This window comes from Prevotella heparinolytica, from assembly GCF_002998535.1.
GTDB lineage: Bacteria > Bacteroidota > Bacteroidia > Bacteroidales > Bacteroidaceae > Bacteroides > Bacteroides heparinolyticus.
In genome coordinates, this window is record NZ_CP027234.1 from 1,224,014 (window position 1) to 1,249,940 (window position 25,927).

Genomic DNA, 25,927 nt, shown 5'->3' on the forward strand with positions numbered 1-25,927 from the left:
ACACGCCCTTTTCTTACACACATAATTTCTATTCCGAATTCAAGCAACCATCTTCTTTTTTAGAGTATTTAAAGAAAATACCTAAATAAAGGGAGTGCATGTTCAATAAAAAGTCTCTATTTTTGTAGTTCGAAACAAGACCAAAGATACAATATGGTCATTTAATGAATCCCCCGGACAGACGAACATTCTTGCCGTATATTTGTTAAATGAAGGAATTGCGAAACACTTTAATCATTTATTAATAACATTATAGTATGAAAACCAATCTAAGCTCTCAAATCACGCTCAACAGAGTTTCCCCCAGGTACTACAGGCCCGAGAATGCTTTTGAGCGGTCGGTATTGACCCGACTGGAAAAAATCCCCACAGACATTTACGAATCTGCCGAAGAAGGTGCCAACCAGATTGCCCTCGACATAGCACAGCTCATCCGCGACAAGCAAAAAGCCGGACGTTTCTGCGTATTGGCATTGGCCGGCGGCAACTCTCCGCGCAATGTATATGCAGCCCTCATCCGCATGCATCAAGAAGAGGGGCTGAGTTTCCGCAACGTAATCGTGTTCAATCTTTACGAATACTATCCTCTGACGCAGGATGCCATCAACAGCAACCTGAATGCCTTGAAGGAAATGCTGCTGGACCATGTGGATATAGATAAGCAGAACATCTTCAGTCCCGACGGAACGATAGCCAAAGACACCATCTTTGAATATTGCCGCCTTTATGAGCAACGCATCGAAAGCTTCGGCGGATTGGATGCTGCTATCATAGGTATCGGACGCGTGGGTAACATCGGCTTCAACGAACCGGGTTCGCGCCTGAACTCCAATACCCGGCTGATTTTGCTGGACAATGACTCCCGCAACGAAGCGTCCAAAACATTCGGAAGCATCGAAAACACGCCGGTAAGCTCCATCACGATGGGTGTTTCCACCATCCTCGCTGCCAAGAAGGTATACCTGATGGCATGGGGCGAAGAAAAAGCCAAAATGGTGAAAGAGTGTGTGGAAGGTCCGGTCACCGATACCATCCCCGCCTCCTATCTGCAAACGCACAACAATGCGCACATCGCCATCGACCTTTCCGCCGCTTCCAACCTCACCCGCATACACCGCCCTTGGCTGGTGACTTCCTGCGAGTGGAACGACAAGCTCATCCGCAGTGCCATTGTCTGGTTGTGCCAACTCACGGGCAAACCTATCTTAAAGCTGACCAACAAAGACTATAACGAGAACGGCCTGAGCGAGCTGCTGGCGTTATTCGGTTCTGCCTATAACGTAAACATCAAGATATTCAACGACTTGCAGCACACCATCACCGGATGGCCGGGCGGCAAGCCGAACGCCGACGACACCTACCGTCCCGAGCGTGCCAAACCATACCCGAAGCGCGTCATCATCTTCTCTCCCCACCCCGATGACGATGTCATTTCCATGGGTGGCACTTTCCGCCGCTTAGTGGAGCAAAAACACGATGTACATGTAGCCTATCAGACTTCCGGAAACATTGCCGTGGGCGATGAAGAAGTAATCCGCTTCCTGCATTTCATCAACGGATTCAACCAAATCTTCAACAACAGCGAAGACAAGGTCATCAGCGACAAATATGCCGAAATCCGCAAGTTCCTGAAAGAGAAAAAAGACGGTGACATCGATACTCAGGACATCCTCACCATCAAAGGTCTGATTCGTCGTGGCGAAGCACGCACCGCCTGCACCTACAACAACATCCCGTTAGACCACTGCCACTTCCTCGACTTGCCGTTCTACGAAACCGGCAAGATTCAGAAGAACCCCATCAGCGAGGCCGATGTGGAGATTGTGCGCAACCTGCTGCGCGAAGTAAAGCCTCACCAAATCTTTGTTGCCGGCGACTTGGCCGACCCGCACGGTACGCACCGTGTTTGTACGGATGCCGTATTCGCCGCCATCGACTTGGAAAAGGAAGAGGGTGCAAAATGGTTGAAAGAGTGTCGCATCTGGATGTATCGCGGCGCATGGGCCGAATGGGAAATCGAGAACATCGAGATGGCCGTTCCCATCAGCCCCGAAGAGCTGCGTGCCAAGCGTAACTCCATCCTCAAGCATCAGTCGCAAATGGAAAGCGCCCCATTCCTCGGCAATGACGAGCGCCTGTTCTGGCAACGCAGCGAAGAGCGCAACCGCGGAACGGCAGAGCTGTACGACCGCCTCGGTCTGGCATCGTACGAAGCAATGGAAGCGTTTGTGGAATACATTCCGCTGTAATACTCTCGCGGAAATAATATAATGGATGAGCGGTGTATGATGGATTGCTACCATACACCGCTATCTTTTTATAATAAAGAACCGCCTGCGAATCAAAGCGATAAATAATCCGCCGAAAGACATCCGGTTTCTACAAAAAAGCATATCTTTGTCGTGACGAGAAACAGAGAGAGACAGAAAACATTATTATCCATTATTAATACTTTAGCCCTATGTACACCATACAAGCCAATCCGAGCGGAACCCGCAGTCTGGAAGTTTCGGAAGAAAACCTTGCCACCATCGAGAAATACGGACTCTTCCGCCACCTCATAGACAGCAACGGAATCATTGACGAAACCGTACTCGACAAGTTGAAACTGAACATCCGCTCTCTCATTGCCGCGCAAGAGGAAGACAGCAAGGACCTGCTCGACCTTTGCATCGACGTCATTTATCACAACAACATGAAGGCTTTCGGGTTGCAACAGCTCGTCAAGCTCTATCTGCACCGACTCTCCGAACAAGAAAACATAGAGGAAAAATAAATGAAAACCATAGACACCCGCGGACAAAAGCATTACAGCCCCCTTATCCCCGCCATCACGGCCATGTGCCGTGCTCCGAAAGGTGAGAAACTGGAAATCATCATGGATGATGCCGCCGCCTTCAACGATTTAAAAGAATACCTTGCCGAGCGGCAAATAGGTTTCCGCGAAATATACGACGGTGAACAGATGACACTGCAATTTACGAAAAGTAACGATTAGCGGTGAGTGATGAGCGGTGAGCGGTGAACGGTGAGTGATTAGCGGTGAACGGTGAGTGATGAGCGGTGAGCGGTCGGTATGCAATAATTAACCGCTAATCGCTCACCGCTTACCGCTATATTTCCTATCTTTGCGGCATGAAAGAGTATCGACTGACCGACTGGCTGCCCACCACCAAGAAAGAAACGGAGCTTCGCGGATGGAATGAATTGGATGTAATTCTTTTCAGCGGCGATGCCTACGTAGACCATCCCTCGTTCGGAGCAGCCGTCATAGGGCGCATCCTCGAAGCAGAAGGACTGCGTGTGGCCATTATCCCCCAACCAAACTGGCGCGACGACCTGCGCGACTTCAAGAAGCTGGGACGCCCCCGCCTCTTCTTCGGCATCAGCCCCGGATGCATGGACAGCATGGTGAACAAATACACGGCCAACAAACGCCTGCGCAGCGACGACGCCTATACGCCGGACGCACGTCCGGACATGCGCCCCGAATACCCCTCCATCGTATATACCCAAATACTGAAGAGACTATACCCCGACGTTCCCGTCGTGCTTGGCGGCATAGAGGCAAGCATGCGCCGACTGACGCATTACGACTACTGGCAAGACCGTGTACGCCCCAGCATACTCGTGGACAGCGGCGCCGACGCCATCATCTACGGCATGGGAGAAAAGCCGATTGTGGAACTTGCCGGCCGGCTGAAGCGGCGGTTGGAAACAACCGGCACGGACGACGGAGAAACCGCCTCCTCGCTGGCAAAAGAGGAGTTCAAGCAACTGATTTCCGACATTCCGCAGATGGTTTATCTGGAGAAAGAAGTCGTTGCGCAAGAGGGAGACATCACCCTCTTCTCGCACGAGGAATGCCTGAAGGACAAGAGGAAAGAAGCCGCCAACTTCCGCCACATCGAGGAAGAGAGCAATAAGTATGCCGCCGCGCGCATCCTCCAGAAAACAGGACGGCAGACGGTGGTCGTAAACCCTCCTTATCCTCCCTTGACCGAGGCCGAACTGGACCACTCGTTCGACCTGCCCTACACCCGCCTGCCGCACCCCAAGTACAAAGGCAAGCGCATCCCGGCCTACGACATGATAAAGTTCTCCGTCAACCTGCACCGCGGATGTTTCGGCGGATGCGCCTTCTGCACCATCTCGGCCCATCAGGGCAAGTTCATCGTAAGCCGCAGCAAGGAAAGCATTCTGAAAGAGGTAAAGGCACTGACGGAGCTGCCCGACTTCAAGGGTTACTTGAGCGACCTGGGCGGCCCGTCGGCCAACATGTACCGGATGAAAGGACGGGACGAGGCCGTTTGCAGGAAATGCCGACGCCCCTCGTGCATCCACCCGCGGGTATGCCCCAACCTGAATACCGACCATCGGCCGTTGCTCGACATCTACCGGGCTGTCGACGCGCTGCCGGGCATCAAGAAGTCGTTCATCGGAAGCGGTGTGCGCTACGACCTGCTTCTGCACCAAAGCAAAGACGCCGAAGTGAACAGAAGCACCGAGGAATATACCCGCGAGCTCATCGTGCGCCACGTCAGCGGACGCCTGAAAGTGGCGCCGGAGCATACGTCCGACCGCGTGCTCGACGTCATGCGCAAGCCGCCGTTCGCCCAATTCGGCGAATTCAAGAAGATATTCGACAAGATAAACCGTGAGGAGGGACTGCGCCAGCAGCTCATCCCCTACTTCATCAGCAGCCACCCCGGATGCAGGGAGGAAGACATGGCAGAACTGGCCGTCATCACCAAGCGCATGGACTTCCACTTGGAGCAGGTGCAGGACTTCACCCCCACGCCGATGACCGTGGCCACCGAAGCATGGCATACGGGCTTCCACCCCTACACGCTGGAGCCGGTGTTCTGCGCCAAAACACCGCAACAAAAGCTGGCGCAACGCCGCTTCTTCTTCTGGTACAAGCCGGAGGAGAGAAAGAACATCATCAACGAGCTGCGGCGCATGGGCAGGCACGACCTGATAGACAAGCTCTACGGAAAGCGATGAAAGCCTCCGCAGGCAGGGGATAAAACAAGCAATCAGGAGTCATGCACATGCTTAATCCATTTAATCATCCGATAATACCAAGCCGAAAATGAAACCACTCATCATCCTGTTATTCTGTCTGCTCGTGCCGAACGGAGCAAAGCTCTACGCACAGGCCGCCGAATGCCTTCCGCAGACATACAGCCTCAGCATCGGCGGCAGCCTGGCACTGCCTGCCGTGGACGGCAACCGCAACGACTTCTTCAGCAAGAACGGCAACCGTCCGGGCTACGGCCTGACGGCGGAAGGACGCTACCACTTCGGCCCCCACCTTGCCGCGGGAGTGCAATACGACTACCTGCGCGCGGCGGCCGGGCAAGACAAGATGCACGTGCACTTCGCCCGTCCCGAACTCGTGCTGCGCCACCTCTGGAGCCGAGGCAACCAGGCGGCCTTCTTCTCGCTGGGCATCGGCTATCTGGACTATCAGGAGCGCACCTATGCCGAAGGCCGGCGCCACGGCCACCTCTACCATAAGGGATATTGCGGCATATCGTTCGCCCTCGGCTGGGAGTTCCGCATCAGCCGGAAAGTGTCGGGCGTGCTGCGTGCCGACGTGCTGACGGCCGACTGGTTCGCCAACCCCGAAGCACGCCTCTTCAACCCCGACAAGGACCATGACGACGGCATAGACCATCGCTGGTTCAAGAGCCACATCACGTTCGTCAACCTCGGCTTCGGGCTTCAGTTCGGCAAGTGAGCGCCACAGGCCGGGGCACGCAAAAGACCAAAATCGACATCCGCAGGAAACCGAAACCGACATCCGCAGGATAAGCAGGCCGACATCGGGAAGAAAACTTTCCGACATCAGGAAGAAAAGTTTCCGACATCGGGGAGAAAAGCTTGCGAGTATGGGAAGTTTTTTCTATCTTGCGGCCTGCGATATACAACGCAAGTGCTGCGATATGCATCGCAAGGCGCAAGATGTATATCGCAGGGCGCAAGATGAACTTCTTGTCGGTATGTCGATAACTTCTCATAAGGACGAGGACAAGTTTTCATAAGGCATCAGAATAACTTTTTATCTATAGGAATCATGGCAGAATATCAAATGCAAGAACTGACGCTTCCCAATGAGGACGGGAAGAAGGTGCTCTATCCACGGATGAGGATACAGGGGCAGACCGACTTGAAACGGCTGGCAGAGAGCATGAGCTTCGCCACTACGTTCGCCTCGGCCGAAATAATCGGCGTGATACGGCTGCTGACGAAGACCATGGCTTGGGAAATGGCGCAGGGGCACTCGGTGAAGATTGACGGACTGGGCATCTTCACGCCCTCGCTCGGACTGCGCGAGGGCGTGGAGCGCGAAAGCGGCGAGGCGGAGGGCACGAGGCGCAATGCGGCCAGCATCCGAGTGAAGGACATTAACTTCCGTGCCGACAAAGAACTTGTGGACGAAACGGCTTTGAACTGCACACTGGAGCGTTCAGCACGGAAGTTCCGCCGCTCGTCCGGCCGATACACCCCCGAACAGCGGCTGAAGCTGGCGCAAGACTTCCTGAACCTGCGCCCCACGATGACCGTAGGCGATTATTGCGCATTGACGGGACTGCTGCGCGATGCCGCCGCCCGCGAGTTGAAGCGTTGGGCCGACATGCCCGGCAGCGGCATCGGCTATACAGGCAGGGGGTCGCACAAGATGTACGTAAGGCGTGAATAAGGAGCCGGACTCCCCTTCTTGCCCGTGCCTCCACGAAGGCCGCTTTAGTCTTCGGGTGCGGATTGAGCGGATTACATTCGCCTTTAATCACTGAAAAGCCAATCCGTGTCATCCGTGCCCGAAGAGACACTCTCTCACTCCTCTTCGGCCGGCGTTGCCACAATCTCCTGAAGCACCGAGACTGCCTCTTCCACGCTGCTCACGTCCTTCACCGACATGCTGCGCTTGTTGTTCTGCTCGCGCAAGTCGCAGCGACGGGTATATTTCATCATATAGGCAATCATCTTGCCGAATGCCTGGCTTTGGAAGTACGGGCTATCCGGATTGGAGACGAAGAACATCGACATCCTGCCCCCCTTCAGGAACACCTTCTCAACGCCAAGACGTACGGCAAGACGGCGGAGCGACACGATGCGCAAGAGTTCTTCCGTTTCGGGAGGAACCGGGCCGAAGCGGTCTTCGAGGCGGCTGCGAAAGGCTTCCGCTTCCGTATCGAGCGTCAGCCCGTCCAGCTCGCGATAGAGCAGCATGCGCTCGCTGCTGCCCGTAACGTAGTCGGCAGGCAACAACAGCTCGAGGTCGCTCTCCACCTGACACTCGTCCACAAAGCGGTCGCCACTGATGGCGGCGGCTCCATCCGCTTCCGGCCCGTCGGCATAAAGGTGGGCAAACTCATCGGTCTTCAACTCATGCACGGCCTCGGAGAGTATCTTCTGGTAAGTCTCATACCCCAAGTCGGCAATGAAACCGCTTTGCTCGGCCCCCAGCATGTTGCCCGCCCCGCGGATGTCGAGGTCCTGCATGGCGATGTGGATGCCGCTGCCCAGATCGGAGAAGTTCTCGATGGCCTGCAGTCGTCGCTTCGCCTCCGGCGTCAGGGACGACAGAGGAGGCGCCAGCAGGTAACAGAAAGCCTTCTTGTTGCTTCGCCCCACCCGTCCGCGCATCTGGTGCAAATCGCTCAGGCCGAAGTTCTGCGCCTGATTGATGATGATGGTGTTGGCGTTGGGGATGTCGATGCCGCTCTCTATGATGGTGGTGGCCAGCAACACGTCGTAGTCGTAGTTGACGAAGTCGAATATAATCTTCTCCAGTTCGGCCGGCTCCATCTGCCCGTGCCCGATGCAGACGCGGCAGTCGGGAATGCGGCGTTCTATCATCGCTTTCAACTCCGGCAGGTTGGAGATGCGGTTGTTGACAAAGAACACCTGCCCGTTGCGGCTCATCTCGAAGCCGACGGCATCGGCGATGACCTCTTCGTTGAAGGTGTGCACTTCCGTCTGAATGGGATAGCGGTTGGGGGGAGGCGTCTGTATGACGCTCAAGTCTCGTGCCCCCATCAGCGAGAACTGCAAGGTGCGGGGAATGGGTGTAGCGGTCATGGTCAGCGTATCCACATTCACCTTCAGTTGCCGCAGCTTCTCTTTGACCGATACGCCGAACTTCTGCTCTTCGTCGATAATCAGCAGTCCGAGGTCTTTGAACTTCACGTCCTTCCCCAAGATGCGGTGAGTGCCGATAAGAATGTTCACCTCTCCCTCGGCCAGCCCCTTGACGATGGTCTTGGTTTGAGCGGCCGTACGGGCACGGCTCAAATATTCCACCCGGCAAGGCAATCCTTTCAGGCGCTCCCTGAAGGTTTGGAAATGCTGGTAGGCCAACACGGTGGTGGGAACCAGCACTGCCACCTGCTTGTTGTCGGCCACGGCCTTGAAAGCGGCGCGCACAGCCACCTCCGTCTTTCCGAACCCCACATCGCCGCACACCAGACGGTCCATCGGGCGGCCGCTCTCCATGTCGGCCTTTACATCAGCCGTGGCCTTGCTCTGGTCGGGCGTGTCCTCGTAGATAAAAGACGCCTCCAGCTCCCGTTGCAGGAAGCTGTCCGGGCTGTAGCAGAAGCCTTTCTCCTCGCGGCGTTGCGAATAGAGCTTAATCAGGTCGCGGGCAATGTCTTTGATTTTTGTCTTCGTGCGGTTCTTCAGTTTCTCCCAAGCTCCGGTTCCGAGCTTGTTCAGGCGGGGCGATTCCCCCTCCTTGCCCTTGTACTTGGAGACTTTATGCAGGGAATGGATGGAAACGAACACCACATCGTCATTCTGATAAACCAGCTTTATCACCTCTTGCGTAGTGTCGCCGTTGGGGATGCGCACCAGTCCGGCAAAACGTCCCACGCCGTGGTCGGTATGCACCACGTAATCTCCCGAAGCGAACTGGTTCAGTTCTTTCAGAGAGAGGGCCACTTTTCCGCTACGAGCCTTGTCGCTCTTCAGGTTATACTTATGAAAACGGTCGAACAGTTGGTGGTCGGTGAAAACGCAGAGGCGCAGCACGTTGTCGGCAAACCCCTCGTGCAGCGTGCGCTCCACGGCAGTAAAGGCGACATTGTCTCCCCGGTCGTCAAAGATGGCACGGATGCGGTCGGTCTGCTTGCTGCTGTCGCTACATATATATAAGGTATAGCCGTTTTTCAGATACTCCTTGAACGAATCGGCCGCCAAGTCGAAGTTCTTATGAAAGATGGGCTGGGCGGAGGTATCGAAAGTCAGCACGGCATCAGGCGTACCGGTGGGCTTGCTTCCGAACTCCATCCGGCGGAAATCGAGCGCACGCAACGTAAATTCGCCTCCCTCTATCAAACAGCCTTCCGGCGCGACCGTCCCGTCCTCTTCCGCCTCGCGGGCAAAGATGGCTTGCGGAGAGAGTGCCTCGTCGTGCACGGACTGTATGCGCTCGCGCAACCAAAGGAAATCGCGCATGGCCAACACGGCATCGGCCGGGAGAAAATCGAGAAACGACACCATGCCGTTGCTGCCGCCATGCTCCGGACCACGGCTCAGGTCGGGCACTATCACAATGCTCTGTTTTCTTTCCTTGGAGAGCTGCGTTTCTACCTCGAAGGTGCGGATGCTTTCCACCTCGTCTCCGAAGAAGTCTATACGGAAAGGAAACTCCGAGGAGAAAGAGAAGACATCGATAATGCTGCCTCGCACGGCATATTGTCCGGGTTCGTAGACATAGTCCGCATACTCGAAACCATAGCTGCGCAACACCTCGGTGATGAAGCCCATGTCCACCCGCTCGCCGGCGTTCAGCTTCAAAGTTTTCTCATCCAGTTCCTGACGCGAAACCACCTTCTCGGCCAAAGCATCCGGATAAGTGACCACGCAAAAATCTTCTTCCTTTTTCTGCAACCGGCTCAGGACTTCCGTGCGCAGTATCTCGTTCGCCGCGTCTCTCTGTCCGTACTTGATGGCCCGGCGAAAAGACGATGGAAAGAACAAGACTCGCCCCGCACCCAGTATCTGCGTCAGGTCGTGATAGAAATAACCCGCTTCTTCCAAATCGCCCAGAATAAAGACAAACGGAGCCATCCTCCGCTCTACCAGTACGGACGAGAAAAGCGAAGCCGCAGAAGCGCACAAGCCTCCGCAATACAGATGTCGGACAGAAGAGTTTTCAAGTAGTCTGCTCATCCCCTCTACATTGGGATGGGCTGCATAAAGATGTTGCAGTTCGGTGATAGTCATTGCCATTGGCTTTTATTTTTCTACAAGCGGCACACCTCCGCAGAGCAAGTCCGCCGGGACAAATCCGCCGCAAAATTACATAAATAATCCTTAGAATTATCTGTAAATGACAGAAAAGCATTACATTTGTTCTCGGTTACAACCCCTACACACAGTTTTTAGTATGCAAACATCAGACAGCATTGTTATCATCCCCACCTACAACGAACGGGAGAATATAGAGAACATCATACGTGCCGTATTTGCACTGGAGCATGGTTTTCACATCCTTGTCATCGAAGACGGTTCGCCTGACGGAACGGCCGCCATCGTCAGGTCGTTGCAGCAAGAATTCCCCGAACGCCTCTTCATGGTAGAACGCAAAGGGAAGCTGGGGCTGGGCACCGCCTATATAGCAGGCTTCAAATGGGCGTTGCAACGCAACTATGAATATGTGTTCGAAATGGATGCCGACTTCAGCCACAACCCGCAGGACCTTCCCCGCCTCTATCGGGCTTGCTCCGAAGAAGAAGCCGATGTGGCCATCGGTTCGCGCTACGTCAGCGGAGTCAATGTGGTGAACTGGCCCATGGGGCGTGTGCTGATGTCTTATTTCGCCTCCAAATACGTGCGCCTCATCACGGCCCTGCCCATACACGACACTACCGCCGGCTTTGTGTGCTATCGCAGCCACGTACTCAAGACCATCGACTTAGACAGCATCCGCTTCAAGGGGTATGCCTTCCAGATAGAGATGAAGTTCACCGCCTACAAATGCGGCTTCAAAGTAAAAGAAGTACCCGTCATCTTCATTAACCGTGAACTGGGTACATCCAAAATGAACAGCAGCATCTTCGGCGAAGCCATCTTCGGTGTCATCCGCCTGAAGTGGAACAGTTTCTTCCACAAGTATCCCACGGGAAAAACGGAAAGAGGAAAAGAGAAAGAGAGAATATGAAAAGAACACTGATACATAACGCCACCATCGTCAACGAAGGACAATCAGTCAGAGGTTCCGTAGTCATAGAGAACGGACGCATAGCAGAGGTACTGACCCACGGGAAACCGCTATCTGCCCCCTGCAATGAGACCGTAGATGCCACGGGATGCTATCTGCTGCCCGGTATCATCGACGACCATGTACACTTCCGCGACCCGGGACTGACCCACAAAGCGGACATCCTGACCGAAAGCCGTGCGGCTGCTGCGGGAGGCGTCACATCTGTCATGGATATGCCCAACACCAATCCACCGACCGTCACCCTCGATGCACTGAATGCCAAGCTCGACTTGCTGAACGAGAAATGCATCGTAAACCATTCCTGCTATTTCGGTGCCACAAACAGCAACTATAAGGACTTCCACAAGCTGGACAAGCATCGCGTTTGCGGCATCAAACTCTTCATGGGTTCCAGCACCGGAAACATGCTGGTGGACAAAATAAACAGCCTGCAAAACATCTTCAACGGAACGGACATGCTGATTGCCGCACATTGCGAAGACCCGGCCATCATCAAAGAGAACACAGCCAAATACAAGGCCATGTATGCCAAAGAGGATGACGTGCCCATCGGCAAACACCCCAACATCCGCTCCACAGCGGCATGCTACGCTTCTTCCGGTCTGGCTGTGAAACTGGCCGAACAAGCCGATGCACGGCTGCACATATTGCATGTTTCCACAGCCAAGGAACTCCGGCTATTCAAGAGTATCCCGTTGGCAGAAAAGCATATCACGGCCGAAGCGTGCATCGCCCATCTCTTTTATTCTCTCAGCGACTATCGCACGTTGGGCACCCGCATCAAGTGCAACCCGGCCATCAAGAGGAAAAACGACCGCGATGCACTGCGTGCGGCCGTCAACTCCGGCCTGATAGACGTCATTGCCACCGACCATGCCCCGCACCTGCTTGCAGATAAAGAAGGAGGCGCCCTGAAAGCTGCATCGGGCATGCCCATGATACAATTCTCACTTGTCAGCATGCTCGAACTGGCGGATGAAGGCATATTCACACTCGAAACCATCGTAGAGAAAATGTGCCATGCCCCCGCCGAAATTTACCGCATCAACGAGCGCGGCTACATCCGCGAAGGCTATCGGGCCGACCTTGTGTTGGTGCGCCCCAATGCGCCGTGGAAGGTAACAACCGACAAGATTCTGAGCAAATGCGGTTGGAGTCCGATGGAGGGCCATACCTTCAATTGGAAAGTGGAAAAGACCTTTGCCAACGGACACCTTATTTACAGTGACGGCACCGTGGACGAGTCATACCGTGGCGAGGAGTTAAGATTCAACTAAAGACAAAGATTGCAAATGAGCCAAACAATACCCGCGCTGTCTCACGATATACTCTCCTATCGTGTACACGAGACAGCCCCCTACATCAACTGGATTTACTTCTTTCACGCATGGGGATTTCAACCACGCTTTGCAGCCATTGCCGACATTCATGGCTGTGATTCCTGCCGTGCCGTGTGGCTGGCCTCCTTTCCTGAAGAAGAACGTGCCAAAGCCGCCGAAGCCATGCAGTTGTTCAAGGAAGCAAACAGAGTGCTCGACCAATTAGACGAAAAGATAACCATCCGATGCATCTTCAGGCTCTGCCGGGCCAATGCCGACGGCGACGACCTGCTGATAGACGAAACACGCTTCCCCCTGCTTCGCCAACAAACGCCACACCCCGACGGCAGTCCGTTTCTCTGCCTGAGCGATTTTATTTGTCCCTTATCTTCCGGCATCCCCGATGTCATAGGACTTTTTGCCTCCTCCATCAGTTCGGATACCGAAAAATTCTACAAGGACGACCCCTACAAGCATCTCCTTGTACAGACACTGTCGGACCGGCTTGCCGAAGCAGGCACGGAGAAGCTGCACGAATATGTGCGCAAAGAAGCATGGGGATATGCTCCCGATGAATCTTTTTCCATTCCCCAACTGCTGAAGGAGGAGTATCAAGGCATTCGTCCCGCCGTGGGCTATCCTTCACTGCCCGATCAGTCCGTCAACTTCCTGCTGGACGCACTGCTCGACATGAAGCAAATCGGCATCACCCTGACCGAGAACGGAGCCATGCACCCCCATGCCTCTGTTTGCGGCCTGATGATGGCGCATCCCGCTTCCCGCTATTTCGCCGTAGGAAAAATAGGAGAAGACCAATTGGAAGACTATGCCCGCCGACGCGGAATGCCGGTCGAAAAGATGCGGAAGTTCCTTGCGGCTAATCTTCCAAAATAAAGAAACGTATAAAAGAACCAACAAACTGCTTAGATACAGTTTTGAGTTATTTTAATGGCGGGAACTGTGATTTATCGCCTTTCCTTACGACTGATAGTACATAAAAATCCGAAAGAAGCCTACAAAAATGGAAAATACAGAACAAGAGTTCGTATCCGTGGTCAAGGAGTATGAGCGTGTCATATATAAAGTGTGCTATTTGTACACTACACCCAATGCCACCCTCAACGACTTGTATCAGGAAGTGGTACTCAACTTGTGGAAGGCCTTTCCTAAATTCCGAAAGGAATGTAAAATCTCTACTTGGATTTATCGCATTGCACTGAATACGTGCATTAGCTTTATCCGAAAAGAAAAGAACATCCCCGAAATAGTCTCCCTCACCTACGAGGCTGACCGAGTGGAGGAAAGTGACGAAACACAAGAAATGCTAAGGCAGCTTTATCGGATGATCAACTGCCTGGGGCAATTGGAGAAATCCATTATTCTGCTTTATTTGGAAGATAAAAGTTATGAGGAAATTGCCGAAATCACCGGACTAACCGTGACAAACGTTGCCACGAAACTCAGTCGAATCAAAGATAAACTAAGAAAAATGAACAAGGAGAACTGATATATGGAATTGGATGAACTGAAAAAATCATGGAATGCACTGGACGAGCAACTACAGAAGAAAACTATTGCCGATAAAAAGCAAATAGAAGAGTTGATTGCCAGCTACAAAGCAAAAACCCAGAAAAGTATGGGACGTCTTGCCATTATACAACGTTTCTCCATAGGTATGGGGGCATTGGCATTGCTCATCATCCTGTTAGTATGGCTGTCACTTCCGGCTTTCGGTATCAACGAAAATACTCAAAGCAAAATGACCGTTTTCCTTCTGTTTTTGACAGCCAGCATCCTAACAGGCATGTGGTGGGACTGGAAAACCTATTGTTGGAACAAAGCTACGCACGTCGATAACATGAGTGTTGCCGAGGTCAGCCGCCGCATGACTGTTTTCCGCCGATGGACTCAATATGAAGTGGTGGGTATTTCCGTATGGATTGTACTTTTCAATGTCTTGAATTATTGGATGATGGAGTATCACTTAGAACCAATCGGACGGCAAGTTCTGCTGATTAGTTTTTTTGCCGTAATCAATGTCGCAATAATCTACTTCCTCTATAAAAAGCTAATCTACAAGCATCTGGATGACATCAAAAAGAATATCGAAGAACTGAAAGACATATGCACCGAATAATTCTCATCTTGACTCTTTTCCTCTTCATTCCCGATATCTATATATACGGGATGTATATTGTGAGGAAAACCCGAAAGAGGCTTCTGCGCACTGCTTATTGGCTCCCTACCGCATTGTTGGTTGCAGGCTATGTCTACTTCATGATGTTGACGGGCGACAATGCAATGGCTAATCATACACAGGGCATAGGCAGACTGGCCATTATCACCCTGCTGATTGTAGTTCCTAAAACGGTTTTCATGCTCTGCTCCTTGATAGGGGGCTTGGCTCATGCCGTTATCCGTCGCTGCCCCCGCAAGTTGTTTACCGCCATCGGACTGATACTGGCCGTTGTCAGCTTTTTCAATATCCTTTACGGAACACTTGTCGGGACCACACGCTTTGAAACACAAGAAACCGAATACCGCTCCGCCGCTTTGCCCCAAGGCTTCGACGGCTATCGCATCGTACAGATTTCAGATATCCACATCGGAAGCTGGCGAGACAATCCGGAAGCCATCGACCGGCTGACAGATAAAGTCAATGCCTTGAAGCCCGACCTCATCGTCTTCACAGGTGACCTCGTGAATCAACAAAGCCACGAAATAGACGGTTTTCAGGAGACACTATCGAAATTGCATGCACCGGACGGAGTTTTCTCCATCCTCGGAAACCATGATTACGGCGATTATTACCGATGGCCCTCACCCCAAGCTAAGGAACAAGACCTCGCTTACCTCAAAGAGCAGCAAAAGGCTATGGGGTGGAAACTCTTGAACAATGAACATGCCGTACTCCATCACAAAGGCGACAGTATCGCCCTTATCGGTGTGGAAAATGATGGAGAACCTCCCTTCTCTCAACATGCCAACCTATCGCAAGCCTTGAAAGGAACCGATGGAATGTTCCGGATATTGCTCAGCCATAACCCCAGTCACTGGAGGCGCGAAGTGCTGCCGAAGTCGGATATTCCATTGATGCTGGCCGGACATACACATGCCATGCAAAGTATCTTTCTCGGGCACTCGCTTGCCGAGCTGATTTATCCCGAATGGGGTGGCATGTACTACGAAGGCAGTCGCGCATTGTACGTAAATATAGGTATCGGATACGTAGGCCTACCCTTTCGTCTCGGAGCATGGCCCGAAATCACTGTGCTTACATTGCGCAAAAATAAATGATTAGTGTTATCTTTGTAACGATAAAAAAATCCTGCATTTATGAAGATACTCTACACGATTTATCAAGTCTGCTTTGCACTTCCCATCCTCTTGGTTTTGACTATCCTCACGGCATTGGTCACCATCGTTGGGTCTCTCATTGGAGGGGCACATACGTGGGGCTACTATCCCGGTAAGATATGGTCGCAACTCGTTTGCTACATATTGCTCATTCCGGTAAAGGTACATGGAAGAGAGAAACTTCATAAACATACATCATACGTTTTTGTCCCCAACCATCAGGGAGCTTTCGACATATTCCTCGTCTACGGATTCCTCGGCCGGAACTTCAAATGGATGATGAAGAAAGGACTGCGAAAGATTCCATTTGTGGGAAAAGCCTGTGAAAGCGCAGGACACATCTTTGTAGACCGTTCCAGTCCGAAGAAAGTATTGGCTACCATGCGCCAAGCGGAATCTTCGTTAAAAAACGGAGTATCATTAGTTGTTTTTCCGGAAGGTGCGCGCACTTTCAGCGGACACATGGGCTACTTCAAAAGAGGAGCTTTCCAATTGGCAGATGAGTTACATTTGGAAGTGGTTCCCGTCACTATAGACGGTTCGTTCGAGATTCTTCCCCGCACAGGGAAATGGATACACCGACACCGTATGATACTGACCATCCATCCTCCCATTCCCCCTAAGGGACAAGGCATAGAAAACATTAAAACAACAATGACCGAAGCTTATGCAGCTGTGGAAAGCGCATTGCCAGAGAAGTATAAAGGAATGGTCAGAAATGAAGATCAGGACTGAACATCTAAACAATTCGCCTCAATCTCCCTCATTCTGCTTGTGCTATTTTTGCCCTTCGCCCAAGATTATATTCTGCCGCATGCGGCGTTGCTCTTCGAGCAACTGCATATTCTCTTTGGCTCTTGTCAGAAAATCCTTAATTTGCTTGTTTTCTTTAAAAGACAGGGGAGCGGTTTTCATTATTTCTTCTATTTGCGGAGTCATTACCGGATAAGGCATCGTACTGCACATCATCATAAAGACACTCGGCCCCAGTACATTCTCAAAGTTATCGGTAATAAACTGTTTGACGTAGTCGTTCATCTCCTTTATCAATGTTGCACTTTCTTTCGAAAGTTCTTGACGCACATTCTCCAAGTCGGCGCCATCCAACACCATACGTGCTTCTTTCCGTTCCAATTCTTCAATTTTCACTTCCAGCGCATTGCGTTTATCTATAAATTCGTATAGTTTGTCGTTCAAGGGAGTTCCTTTGGCAAGCAGTTGAGAATTGGAGATGGAAACCTCTATCTTTCCATCTTCCAGCACCAGAGGCATTATGCCTTCATTTCCCATATACAGTGTCACCATCATGACAGAATCGGCCGGCCCGTTCATCTTAAAAAGGCCATGAATAACCTCTGCCGAATCAACAGATACCCATTGTCCGTCCTGAAGCATTTTAAGGAATAACATTTTTCCGTCAAGGCCGATTACCGAAGAGTTACCCTCTATCTTATACTTGCGGCTGCAAGAGACAAAGAGAATGAGCAAGAGCAAAAAAGGCAAAATGCGATTCACACTTATTCTAATCATGCGCGAGACTATTTTTGAAATTACACCTGACAAAGGTATTAATATTCCTTATAAACCAAATAGAAAGAAAGGATTTTTCATTCGGTTTACGTATTTTTGCACAATTACAAAGCATAAGAGGCTTGTTGAATTTTGCACAGAGCAACAAGCTGAATTAAAACAAGAACCCTTAACAGAAAGAACTACACATGTCGACCTACGCTCCTTTTGCCAAACCGCTCTATGTTATGTTGAAACCCGTAGGTGCGGTATGCAATCTGGCATGCGAATATTGCTACTATCTGGAAAAGTCCAAACTATACAAAGAGAATCCCAAGCACGTGATGAGCGAAGAACTTCTGGAAAAGTTCATCGAGGAGTATATCCATTCGCAAACCATGCCTCAGGTTTTGTTTACTTGGCATGGCGGAGAAACATTGATGCGTCCGCTGTCGTTCTATAAAAGGGCGATGGAACTGCAAAAAAAATATGCCGACGGAAGAACGATAGACAATTGCATTCAGACCAACGGTACGCTGCTGACCGACGAATGGTGTGAATTCTTCAAAGAAAACAATTGGCTGGTGGGCATCTCTATCGACGGACCGCAGGAGTTTCATGATGAATACCGGAAGAACAAACAAGGCAAACCGTCGTTCGTAAAAGTGATGCAAGGCATCAACCTGCTGAAAAAGCACGGCGTGGAATGGAACGGAATGGCGGTGGTGAATGACTTCAACGCCGATTACCCATTGGAGTTTTACCGCTTCTTCAAAGAAATCGGATGCCGGTACATCCAGTTTGCGCCCATCGTAGAACGTATCGCTCCTCATCAAGACGGACGGCATCTTGCTTCCTTGAACGACAAAGAAAAAAGTACGGAATTGGCCGACTTCTCCGTCAGCCCGGAACAGTGGGGCCACTTTCTCTGCACACTGTTCGACGAATGGGTACGGCAGGATGTGGGCACTTATTACATCCAGCTGTTCGACTCCACTCTCGCCAATTGGATGGGCGAACAACCGGGTGTCTGCACCATGGCAAAGACTTGCGGCCATGCAGGAGTCATGGAATTCAACGGCGACGTATATGCTTGCGACCATTTCGTTTTCCCCGAATATAAGTTGGGCAATATCCATCAAAAGACTTTAGTGGAGATGATGTACGGCGAAAAGCAGCAAGCCTTCGGCCTGATGAAACAGCAATCGCTACCCTCCCAATGCCGCGAATGCGAATGGCTGTTCGCCTGCAACGGCGAATGTCCTAAAAACCGTTTCGCATATACATCCGACGGCGAGCCGGGACTCAATTATCTTTGCGCCGGTTATCATGAGTTCTTCGGTCATGCAGCTCCCTATATGGACTTCATGAAAAACGAGCTGATGAACCGACGCCCGCCTGCCAACGTCATGGAAGCAATAAAAGAAGGAAAGTTGAAATAAAGATAAAAGCATAAACCATTAAACAAAAAAAACAATATGAAAGTAACAGTAAAGAAATGTTTGCTTGCAGCCGTCGCTGCATGGACGGTCTGCTCGGCACGCGCAGACGAAGGAATGTGGTTGCTGCAACTGATAAAACAGCAGAACTCCATCGAAATGATGAAGAAACAAGGGTTGAAATTAGAGGCCGACGACTTGTACAATCCGAACGGCGTATCTCTGAAAGATGCCGTAGGCATTTTCGGCGGTGGCTGTACCGGTGAGATTATCTCGCCCGAAGGATTGATTCTGACCAACCATCACTGCGGCTACGGTGCCATTCAGCAGCACAGTTCTGTGGAGCACGATTACCTGACGGATGGCTTTTGGGCCAAAAACCGCAACGAAGAGTTGCCCACTCCGGGATTGAAGTTCCGTTTTGTGCATCGCATTGTCGATATCACCGACTTGGTGAACGAAAAAGTGAAAGCCGGAGAGGTGGACGAAGTAAATGCCATGACACGCCCTTTCCTCAACAAGCTGGCAAAGGAAGAGCTGGAAAAGAGCGACCTCAACGCCAAGCCGGGCATTGTGGCTCAAGCCTTGCCTTTCTATGCGGGGAATAAATACTATCTGATTTACTACAAAGTGTACAGCGACGTCCGCATGGTTGCCGCTCCTCCCTCGTCGGTAGGGAAGTTCGGCGGTGAAACGGACAACTGGATGTGGCCCCGCCATACGGGAGACTTCTCCATGTTCCGCATCTATGCCGATGTCAACGGCGAACCTGCCGAATACAGCGCAAGCAACGTACCTCTGAAAACGCCTAAATTCCTGCCCGTCTCCATCAAGGGACTGCAAGAAGGAGACTATGCCATGATTATGGGCTTTCCCGGCAGCACCAGACGCTACCTGACCCGGAGCGAGGTGAAACAGCGCATGGAAGCTGTCAACCAAGCCATGATAGATATGCGCGGCGTTCGTTTGGAGGTATTGCGCAAGTTCATGAATGCCAGCGACAAGACACGCATCCAGTATGCCAGCAAATTTGCGGGAAGCAGCAACTACTGGAAGAATTCCATCGGCATGAACAAAGCCATCATAGATAACGACGTGCTAAACACCAAAGCCGAAATAGAGAAGCGATATGCCGAATTTGCCAAAGGAAAGCCTGAATATGAGGGCGTGGTAGAGAAGATAGACGCCATCATAGAAAAGGGTACCCCCACCTTGCGACAGCTCTATTACACCAACGAAGCACTGCGCGGAGCTATTGAATTCGGAAGTACATACCTGATTATGGACAACATCAAGAAAGCGCTCGAAGAGAAAAACGACTCGCTGCTACAAGCATCCAAGAAACAGTTGGAAGAAGCTTATGACGGCATACACAACAAAGATTATGACCACGAAGTGGACCGTGCCGTAGCAAAAGCCATCCTGCCCGCCTTGGCCAAAGCTTTGAACGCAGATGAATTGCCCGATTTCTACAACACCATCCGCAACGAATTCAAGGACGATTACGATGCCTATGTGGACAATCTGTATGACAACTCCATCCTCTCAAACCGCAGCAACCTCGACAAGTTCTTGAAGAAGCCTACTGTGAAAGCGATAGAACGCGACCCGGCAACAGCCTACTCGCGCTCCAAGAACCTCAAAATACAGGAACTGGGCAAGGTACACGGCGAGCAGAGCAATGGACTTGACCTGCTGCACAAAGCTTACATCCGTGGTTTGGGAGAGATGAAGCAACCCGTGCCATCCTATCCGGACGCCAACTTCACCATCCGCCTGACCTATGGCAATGTGAAGGCCTACAGCCCGAAAGATGCCGTACGCTACAATTATTATACGACCACCGACGGCATTCTTGAAAAAGAAAATCCTGAAAACCGCGAGTTCACGGTTCCTGCCAAACTGAAAGAGCTGATTCAAAAGAAAGACTTCGGCCGCTATGCCATGAAAGGCGGTACGATGCCGGTTTGCTTCCTCACCACGAACGATATTACCGGCGGTAACTCCGGAAGTCCTGTCATCAATGCCGAAGGCCATCTCATCGGTACCGCCTTCGACGGCAACTGGGAGTCATTGAGCGGAGATATCAACTTCGACAACAACCTGCAACGTTGCATCAATCTGGACATCCGCTACGTACTCTTCATCCTTGAGAAGTTGGGCAACTGCGAACATTTGATAAAAGAAATGAACATAATCGAGTAATTTTTCTCTCTTGGGGAATGACTCGCCGACTGAACCACAATCAGTCAGGGACTGAAACCATTTCACTCGGCGACTGAAATGGTTTCAGTCACCGAGTGATTCCACCCCCTCTCAGAACACCTTCTAACGCAGATTATCATGAAGAAGACATTATTATCACTTTTCTTTACATCAGCACTGTTCATGGCACGAGCCGATGAAGGCATGTGGATGCTGACCGACCTCAAGAAACAAAACGAGGTTGCCATGACGGAATTAGGGTTATTGATACCGACAGACCAAATCTATAATCCCACAGGCATTGCCCTGAAAGACGCCGTAGTGCACTTCGGAGGCGGATGTACCGGCGAAGTCATTTCAGCCGAAGGGCTGGTACTGACCAACCACCATTGCGGATACGGAGCCATTCAGCAACACAGCAGTGTGGAGCACGACTACCTGACGAACGGTTTCTGGGCCATGTCGCGCAAAGAGGAGCTTCCATGCAAGGGGCTTACAATTACATACATCGACGAGATTCTGGACGTGACGGACTACGTGAACCAACAGTTGAAGACAGATGCAGACCCTAACGGAACCAACTATCTATCGCCCAAATACCTCAATATGGTGGCCGACCGCTTTGCCAAAGCCGAAGGCATTGTCCTGACTCCGGGACGAAAACTGGAACTGAAAGCGTTTTACGGTGGAAACAGATACTACCTGTTCGTGAAGACAACTTACAGCGACATACGCATGGTAGGCGCTCCTCCCTCCTCCATCGGCAAGTTCGGCGCAGATACCGATAACTGGATGTGGCCCCGCCACACCGGCGATTTCTCCATCTTCCGCATCTATGCCGACAAAGACGGGAAACCGGCGGCATACAGCAAGGACAATGTTCCGTTGAAAGTGAAGAAGCACCTCACCATCAGCCTCGACGGTTATCGTGAAGGAGATTTCACCTTCATCATGGGCTTCCCCGGCCGCAACTGGCGCTATATGATTTCCGACGAAGTGGAAGAACGCATGCAAACCACCAATTTCATGCGTCACCATGTGCGCGACGTCCGCCAGAAAGCCCTTATGGAACAAATGGTGCAGAACGATGCCATACGCATACACTACGCCAGCAAGTATGCCTCTTCGGCCAACTATTGGAAAAATGCCATCGGTATGAACGAAGGACTTGTCCGGCTGAAAGTTCTCGACACCAAACGAGCGCAACAGGAGCAACTACTTGCCTACGGACGTTCAAAAGGCGATGACTCTTACCGGAAAGCCTTTGAACAGATACGCGACATCGTGCAGCACCGCCGCACGGCCCTCTATCATCAGCAAGCCATTCAGGAAGCCTTGATAACGGGGCTGGACTTCATGCGCATCCCCGGCACCGCGGCGCTGGTTGCAGCTTTGAAGAGTAAGGACAAAGCACGAATCAAGGCGGCGGCAGACAGCCTGCAAACCGCAGCCGACAAATATTTTGCCTCCGTCCCCTTCCCCGAAGTGGAACGCGCGGTAGGCAAAAAGATGTTGCAGACGTACATGCAGTATATTCCGGCAGAGCAACGCATCGGCATCTTCAAGATAATAGATAAACGCTTCAAAGGAAACAGTGACGCATTCATCGACGCTTGCTTCGACCATTCCATTTTCGGGAGCAAAGAGAACTTCGCCAAGTTTATACGGAAACCCGGTCTGTACAAAATCAGTTACGACTGGATGATTCTGTTCAAGTACTCCATTACCGACGGCCTGTTGCAGACAGCCGTCGCCATGAAGGATGCCAACACGAACTACGATGCCGCCCATAAAGTCTGGGTAAAAGGAATGATGGACATGAAACTTGCCGACGGGAAGCCGATCTATCCGGACGCCAACTCCACCTTACGCCTGACCTACGGCCGGGTACTACCCTACTCGCCCGCCGACGGCGTGGAATATGGCTACTACACCACTTTGAAAGGCGTCATGGAGAAGGAAGACCCGAATAACCGTGAGTTCGTGGTTCCCGCCAAGCTGAAACAGTTGTATCAGGCCAAAGACTTCGGCCGCTATGCTCTTCCCGACGGAAAGATGCCCGTCTGCTTCATCGTCAATACGGACAACACCGGCGGTAACTCCGGAAGTCCCGTATTCAATGCCAAAGGTGAATTGATTGGTACGGGCTTCGACCGCAACTACGAAGGGCTGACGGGCGACATCGCCTTCCGTCCCTCGTCGCAGCGCGCGGCATGCGTGGACATCCGATACACGCTGTTCATCATCGATAAATTTGCAGGAGCTTCGCACCTCATCAAGGAACTAACCATAAAATAATAAGGCTGATGCTTGTACTTTTCTCCTTGCGACACAACAAAAGGAGGGTACAAGCATCAACTCTTTGAACAAAGCATTTGTTTCTTTTGTTATACGATGAAACAATAAACATTATAACAGAAAGGAATAATTTATGGAAAAGTTTAAAGAAGTGATACAATCAGAGAAGCCGGTTTTAGTTGATTTCTTCGCAACTTGGTGCGGACCCTGCAAAGCAATGCATCCGGTATTGGAAGAGCTTAAAAGCGAAATTGGTGAAGCCGCCCGCATTGTAAAAATAGATGTAGACCAGCAAGAAGAGCTTGCAGCCAACTACCGCATACAAGCCGTACCGACATTTATCTTATTCAAAAAAGGAGAAGCCGTATGGCGTCACTCAGGCGTAGTCAGCGGCAAGGAATTGAAAGCCGTCATTGAACAAAACTCATAATCAAGAAGCAATGAAGAAAACTATAACAATGGCCGCCCTGCTCTTTTCGAGCGTACTGACCTTTGCTTGTACAGACAGGGCCAAACAACCCGAGCAGACAAAGACGGGAATTACCGCTCAAAAGGAAGGAAGCGTAATCGTTATGACCAAAGAGATGTTCATCAAAGAAGTCTTCGATTATGAGAAATCCTCGGATTGGAAATACAAAGGAACCAAACCCGCTATCATCGACCTGTATGCCGACTGGTGTGGACCATGCCGCATGACGGCTCCCATCATGAAGGATTTGGCCAAGGAATATGCCGATAAGATAGTCATTTACAAGGTCAATGTGGACAAAGAGAAAGAACTGGCAGGCCTATTCAACGCCACAAGTATCCCTCTCTTTGTATTCATCCCCATGAACGGAACACCTCAATTCTTTCGCGGTGCAGCCGACAAGGTAACCTATAAAAAGGTAATCGACGATTTTCTGCTGAAGACGGAATAGTCGTACAAGAGACTATGTATTGAACACGGAAACACGGAGTCTTGTGACAATCCCCATGTGATGGCATTCTCTGTGTTTCTGTGTTTTTGTTATCCGAAGAAGCTTTAATGCCTGCCCTACCCGATAGTTTACAGTTTGGGAGAGACATTCAATCTGAAAGCAATCTCTTTATGGGTGATTTTTTGCTTCTATTGTAGATAGAGATATCTATTGAATTTTAAAGAGATACTGTCCTATTCGCACATGGAGCAGTATCTCTTTTATTGTATTACCCAATGTCCGGGAATAATGAGAATATTGAGCCGGTTGGGCCGTTTATATTCCCTCCCGGTTTACTTTCCCTTAAATGTGGGATGAGGTTTCCTGAAGTGTCAGGTTAACTCCCTTAAAGTGTGGGGATGTCTCTTCCAAAGTGTGGGCTTACGGCCCATTAAGTGCGGGCTTGTGTTTACGCAAGCAATGGCAGATTTTATTGAACGTTTAGACTATCTTTTTATAACACTCCTTTAGAACTGGGTAACTCAAAATGATAAATGTCCCTTTTCACTGCCATTTTCAGTGCACGAGCCAGCGCCTTGAAGATTCCTTCTATTTTATGATGCTCGTTTTGCCCTTCGGCTTTAATGTTAAGGTTCATTTTAGCTGCATCGCTTAGCGATTTAAAGAAATGCAGGAACATCTCTGTGGGCATCTCCCCTATCTTCTCGCGTTTGAATTCTGCATCCCACACAAGCCATGGACGTCCGCCGAAATCAAGGCAAACCTGACAAAGAGAGTCATCCATGGGAAGAGCATAACCGTAACGTTCGATTCCTCGTTTACTGCCTAAAGCCTGATAAATACACTCGCCTAAAGCAAGAGCCGTGTCTTCTATGGTATGATGTTCATCCACTTCCAGATCACCTTTCACGCGAATTGTCAAATCGATGCTGCCATGCTTGCCTATTTGTTCTAACATATGATCGAAAAATCCCAGTCCGGTAGCGATATCGCAATGTCCGTTTCCATCCAGATCTAAAGCCACGTGGATATCTGTTTCTTTGGTGGTGCGCCGCACTTCTGCTTTGCGTTCGCCGGCGAAAAGGAACTCCGTTACTTTATCCCAATCTTTGGTGATAAGGGCGCAATAAGCTTCGAGGCCTTCGCATGCAGTAGCACCTCTCTCGGGATTCAACAAAGTAGCGTCGTCTTGCAGGAAGATGGCACGACATCCCAGATTCTTTGCCAATTCCACGTCAGTAGGACGGTCGCCGATGACAAAACTGTGTGCTAAATCATATTCTCTGTCATCCAGATACTTAATGAGCATACCAGTACGTGGCTTGCGGGTCGGAGCATTGTCTTCGGGCATACTGCGGTCTATGCAAACATCATCAAACGTAATACCCTCTCCCCTCAGCGTCTTCATCATCAAATTATGTGCCGGCCAAAAGGTTTCTTCCGGAAAGGAAGAGGTTCCCAGCCCATCTTGATTGGTCACCATTACAAACTCAAAATCCAAGTTGTTGCGTATAAAACCCAAATTACGCATGACCTTCGGATAGAACTCCAACTTTTCCAAAGAATCCAACTGATAATCAACTGGAGGTTCAATCACCAAAGTGCCGTCACGGTCTATAAAAAGTACCTTTTTCATCATCA

22 protein-coding genes are annotated in these 25,927 nt (G+C 50.9%); 19 read left to right on the forward strand and 3 right to left on the reverse strand.

Annotated features, from left to right (window positions below; all coding sequences use genetic code 11):
* Window positions 1-257 precede the first annotated feature (257 nt).
* From C3V43_RS05050 to C3V43_RS05075, 7 genes are all read left to right on the forward strand, one after another.
* Entirely contained in the window at window positions 258-2,249 is a 1,992-nt protein-coding gene (locus tag C3V43_RS05050) for a glucosamine-6-phosphate deaminase (RefSeq protein ID WP_106068864.1), read from the forward strand.
* A 212-nt stretch (window positions 2,250-2,461) separates the two neighbouring features.
* Window positions 2,462-2,776, forward strand: coding sequence for a DUF8442 family protein (locus tag C3V43_RS05055; RefSeq protein WP_106068865.1), 315 nt, complete (start codon window positions 2,462-2,464; stop codon window positions 2,774-2,776).
* The gene (locus C3V43_RS05060) at window positions 2,777-2,998 is read left to right on the forward strand and encodes a sulfurtransferase TusA family protein (RefSeq protein WP_106068866.1); all 222 of its coding nucleotides are present in this window, start codon (window positions 2,777-2,779) and stop codon (window positions 2,996-2,998) included. It begins immediately after the preceding gene.
* A 137-nt stretch (window positions 2,999-3,135) separates the two neighbouring features.
* Complete coding sequence (locus C3V43_RS05065) at window positions 3,136-5,007, forward strand: YgiQ family radical SAM protein (RefSeq protein ID WP_106068867.1); 1,872 nt, start codon at window positions 3,136-3,138, stop codon at window positions 5,005-5,007.
* An 88-nt stretch (window positions 5,008-5,095) separates the two neighbouring features.
* On the forward strand, window positions 5,096-5,746 hold the full coding sequence (locus C3V43_RS05070) for a hypothetical protein (protein ID WP_106068868.1): 651 nt from the start codon (window positions 5,096-5,098) through the stop codon (window positions 5,744-5,746).
* A 151-nt stretch (window positions 5,747-5,897) separates the two neighbouring features.
* Window positions 5,898-6,050 (forward strand): hypothetical protein, encoded by a 153-nt coding sequence (locus C3V43_RS14755; protein ID WP_164996218.1) that lies wholly within the window; start codon window positions 5,898-5,900, stop codon window positions 6,048-6,050.
* A gap of 32 nt (window positions 6,051-6,082) precedes the next feature.
* Entirely contained in the window at window positions 6,083-6,709 is a 627-nt protein-coding gene (locus C3V43_RS05075) for an HU family DNA-binding protein (protein WP_106068869.1), read from the forward strand.
* A 134-nt stretch (window positions 6,710-6,843) separates the two neighbouring features.
* Here the strand turns inward: C3V43_RS05075 and mfd are convergent, their stop codons facing one another.
* Window positions 6,844-10,239: a transcription-repair coupling factor gene (mfd, locus tag C3V43_RS05080; RefSeq protein ID WP_106070472.1), complete on the reverse strand. Its 3,396-nt coding sequence runs from the start codon at window positions 10,237-10,239 to the stop codon at window positions 6,844-6,846.
* 163 nt (window positions 10,240-10,402) lie between these two features.
* Between mfd and C3V43_RS05085 the strand changes: the two genes are divergently transcribed.
* From C3V43_RS05085 to C3V43_RS05115, 7 genes are all read left to right on the forward strand, one after another.
* Window positions 10,403-11,176, forward strand: a complete 774-nt coding sequence (locus tag C3V43_RS05085; protein ID WP_106068870.1) for a polyprenol monophosphomannose synthase — start codon at window positions 10,403-10,405, stop codon at window positions 11,174-11,176.
* Window positions 11,173-12,516 carry a dihydroorotase gene (locus C3V43_RS05090; RefSeq protein ID WP_106068871.1) on the forward strand — a complete coding sequence of 448 codons (1,344 nt, stop codon included), beginning with the start codon at window positions 11,173-11,175 and terminating at the stop codon, window positions 12,514-12,516. The genes C3V43_RS05085 and C3V43_RS05090 overlap by 4 nt, the downstream gene beginning before the upstream one ends.
* Window positions 12,517-12,531: 15 nt before the next feature.
* Window positions 12,532-13,452, forward strand: a complete 921-nt coding sequence (locus C3V43_RS05095; RefSeq protein WP_106068872.1) for a vitamin B12 dependent-methionine synthase activation domain-containing protein — start codon at window positions 12,532-12,534, stop codon at window positions 13,450-13,452.
* A 127-nt stretch (window positions 13,453-13,579) separates the two neighbouring features.
* Complete coding sequence (locus tag C3V43_RS05100; RefSeq protein ID WP_106068873.1) at window positions 13,580-14,065, forward strand: RNA polymerase sigma factor; 486 nt, start codon at window positions 13,580-13,582, stop codon at window positions 14,063-14,065.
* Between the two features lie 3 nt (window positions 14,066-14,068).
* Window positions 14,069-14,695, forward strand: a complete 627-nt coding sequence (locus C3V43_RS05105) for a hypothetical protein (protein WP_106068874.1) — start codon at window positions 14,069-14,071, stop codon at window positions 14,693-14,695.
* Window positions 14,683-15,855: a metallophosphoesterase gene (locus C3V43_RS05110; RefSeq protein ID WP_106068875.1), complete on the forward strand. Its 1,173-nt coding sequence runs from the start codon at window positions 14,683-14,685 to the stop codon at window positions 15,853-15,855. Before C3V43_RS05105 ends, C3V43_RS05110 begins: the two co-directional genes overlap by 13 nt.
* A gap of 39 nt (window positions 15,856-15,894) precedes the next feature.
* On the forward strand, window positions 15,895-16,650 hold the full coding sequence (locus C3V43_RS05115; protein ID WP_106068876.1) for a lysophospholipid acyltransferase family protein: 756 nt from the start codon (window positions 15,895-15,897) through the stop codon (window positions 16,648-16,650).
* A 42-nt stretch (window positions 16,651-16,692) separates the two neighbouring features.
* Here C3V43_RS05115 and C3V43_RS05120 read toward each other — a convergent pair whose 3' ends face one another.
* Entirely contained in the window at window positions 16,693-17,445 is a 753-nt protein-coding gene (locus tag C3V43_RS05120) for a DUF4369 domain-containing protein (RefSeq protein ID WP_106068877.1), read from the reverse strand.
* A 188-nt stretch (window positions 17,446-17,633) separates the two neighbouring features.
* Here C3V43_RS05120 and C3V43_RS05130 point away from each other — a divergent pair, with 188 nt between their 5' ends.
* The 5 genes from C3V43_RS05130 to C3V43_RS05150 all read left to right on the forward strand — a co-directional run bounded on the left by C3V43_RS05130 (window position 17,634) and on the right by C3V43_RS05150 (window position 24,286).
* Window positions 17,634-18,866 (forward strand): anaerobic sulfatase-maturation protein, encoded by a 1,233-nt coding sequence (locus C3V43_RS05130; protein WP_106068878.1) that lies wholly within the window; start codon window positions 17,634-17,636, stop codon window positions 18,864-18,866.
* A gap of 36 nt (window positions 18,867-18,902) precedes the next feature.
* Complete coding sequence (locus C3V43_RS05135; RefSeq protein WP_106068879.1) at window positions 18,903-21,068, forward strand: S46 family peptidase; 2,166 nt, start codon at window positions 18,903-18,905, stop codon at window positions 21,066-21,068.
* Between the two features lie 138 nt (window positions 21,069-21,206).
* Window positions 21,207-23,366, forward strand: a complete 2,160-nt coding sequence (locus C3V43_RS05140) for a S46 family peptidase (RefSeq protein ID WP_106068880.1) — start codon at window positions 21,207-21,209, stop codon at window positions 23,364-23,366.
* Between the two features lie 133 nt (window positions 23,367-23,499).
* On the forward strand, window positions 23,500-23,796 hold the full coding sequence (gene trxA, locus C3V43_RS05145) for a thioredoxin (RefSeq protein ID WP_106068881.1): 297 nt from the start codon (window positions 23,500-23,502) through the stop codon (window positions 23,794-23,796).
* 10 nt (window positions 23,797-23,806) lie between these two features.
* On the forward strand, window positions 23,807-24,286 hold the full coding sequence (locus tag C3V43_RS05150) for a thioredoxin family protein (RefSeq protein WP_106068882.1): 480 nt from the start codon (window positions 23,807-23,809) through the stop codon (window positions 24,284-24,286).
* Between the two features lie 493 nt (window positions 24,287-24,779).
* Here C3V43_RS05150 and hisB read toward each other — a convergent pair whose 3' ends face one another.
* Complete coding sequence (gene hisB / locus C3V43_RS05155) at window positions 24,780-25,925, reverse strand: bifunctional histidinol-phosphatase/imidazoleglycerol-phosphate dehydratase HisB (RefSeq protein WP_106070473.1); 1,146 nt, start codon at window positions 25,923-25,925, stop codon at window positions 24,780-24,782.
* Between the last annotated feature and the right edge of the window lie 2 nt (window positions 25,926-25,927).

Excerpts from the sequence above, each read along its gene's own strand:
- C3V43_RS05140 (WP_106068880.1), top strand. The coding sequence starts at position 21,207 with ATGAAGAAGACATTATTATCACTTTTCTTTACATCAGCACTGTTCATG.
- C3V43_RS05150 (WP_106068882.1), top strand. The coding sequence starts at position 23,807 with ATGAAGAAAACTATAACAATGGCCGCCCTGCTCTTTTCGAGCGTACTG.
- C3V43_RS05060 (WP_106068866.1), top strand. The coding sequence starts at position 2,777 with ATGAAAACCATAGACACCCGCGGACAAAAGCATTACAGCCCCCTTATC.
- trxA (WP_106068881.1), top strand. The coding sequence starts at position 23,500 with ATGGAAAAGTTTAAAGAAGTGATACAATCAGAGAAGCCGGTTTTAGTT.
- C3V43_RS05105 (WP_106068874.1), top strand. The coding sequence starts at position 14,069 with ATGGAATTGGATGAACTGAAAAAATCATGGAATGCACTGGACGAGCAA.
- C3V43_RS05100 (WP_106068873.1), top strand. The coding sequence starts at position 13,580 with ATGGAAAATACAGAACAAGAGTTCGTATCCGTGGTCAAGGAGTATGAG.
- C3V43_RS05075 (WP_106068869.1), top strand. The coding sequence starts at position 6,083 with ATGGCAGAATATCAAATGCAAGAACTGACGCTTCCCAATGAGGACGGG.
- C3V43_RS05135 (WP_106068879.1), top strand. The coding sequence starts at position 18,903 with ATGAAAGTAACAGTAAAGAAATGTTTGCTTGCAGCCGTCGCTGCATGG.
- C3V43_RS05120 (WP_106068877.1), bottom strand. The coding sequence starts at position 17,445 with ATGATTAGAATAAGTGTGAATCGCATTTTGCCTTTTTTGCTCTTGCTC.
- C3V43_RS05110 (WP_106068875.1), top strand. The coding sequence starts at position 14,683 with ATGCACCGAATAATTCTCATCTTGACTCTTTTCCTCTTCATTCCCGAT.
- C3V43_RS05090 (WP_106068871.1), top strand. The coding sequence starts at position 11,173 with ATGAAAAGAACACTGATACATAACGCCACCATCGTCAACGAAGGACAA.
- hisB (WP_106070473.1), bottom strand. The coding sequence starts at position 25,925 with ATGATGAAAAAGGTACTTTTTATAGACCGTGACGGCACTTTGGTGATT.
- C3V43_RS05065 (WP_106068867.1), top strand. The coding sequence starts at position 3,136 with ATGAAAGAGTATCGACTGACCGACTGGCTGCCCACCACCAAGAAAGAA.
- C3V43_RS05055 (WP_106068865.1), top strand. The coding sequence starts at position 2,462 with ATGTACACCATACAAGCCAATCCGAGCGGAACCCGCAGTCTGGAAGTT.
- C3V43_RS05050 (WP_106068864.1), top strand. The coding sequence starts at position 258 with ATGAAAACCAATCTAAGCTCTCAAATCACGCTCAACAGAGTTTCCCCC.
- C3V43_RS05085 (WP_106068870.1), top strand. The coding sequence starts at position 10,403 with ATGCAAACATCAGACAGCATTGTTATCATCCCCACCTACAACGAACGG.
- C3V43_RS14755 (WP_164996218.1), top strand. The coding sequence starts at position 5,898 with ATGGGAAGTTTTTTCTATCTTGCGGCCTGCGATATACAACGCAAGTGC.
- mfd (WP_106070472.1), bottom strand. The coding sequence starts at position 10,239 with ATGACTATCACCGAACTGCAACATCTTTATGCAGCCCATCCCAATGTA.
- C3V43_RS05070 (WP_106068868.1), top strand. The coding sequence starts at position 5,096 with ATGAAACCACTCATCATCCTGTTATTCTGTCTGCTCGTGCCGAACGGA.
- C3V43_RS05095 (WP_106068872.1), top strand. The coding sequence starts at position 12,532 with ATGAGCCAAACAATACCCGCGCTGTCTCACGATATACTCTCCTATCGT.
- C3V43_RS05130 (WP_106068878.1), top strand. The coding sequence starts at position 17,634 with ATGTCGACCTACGCTCCTTTTGCCAAACCGCTCTATGTTATGTTGAAA.
- C3V43_RS05115 (WP_106068876.1), top strand. The coding sequence starts at position 15,895 with ATGAAGATACTCTACACGATTTATCAAGTCTGCTTTGCACTTCCCATC.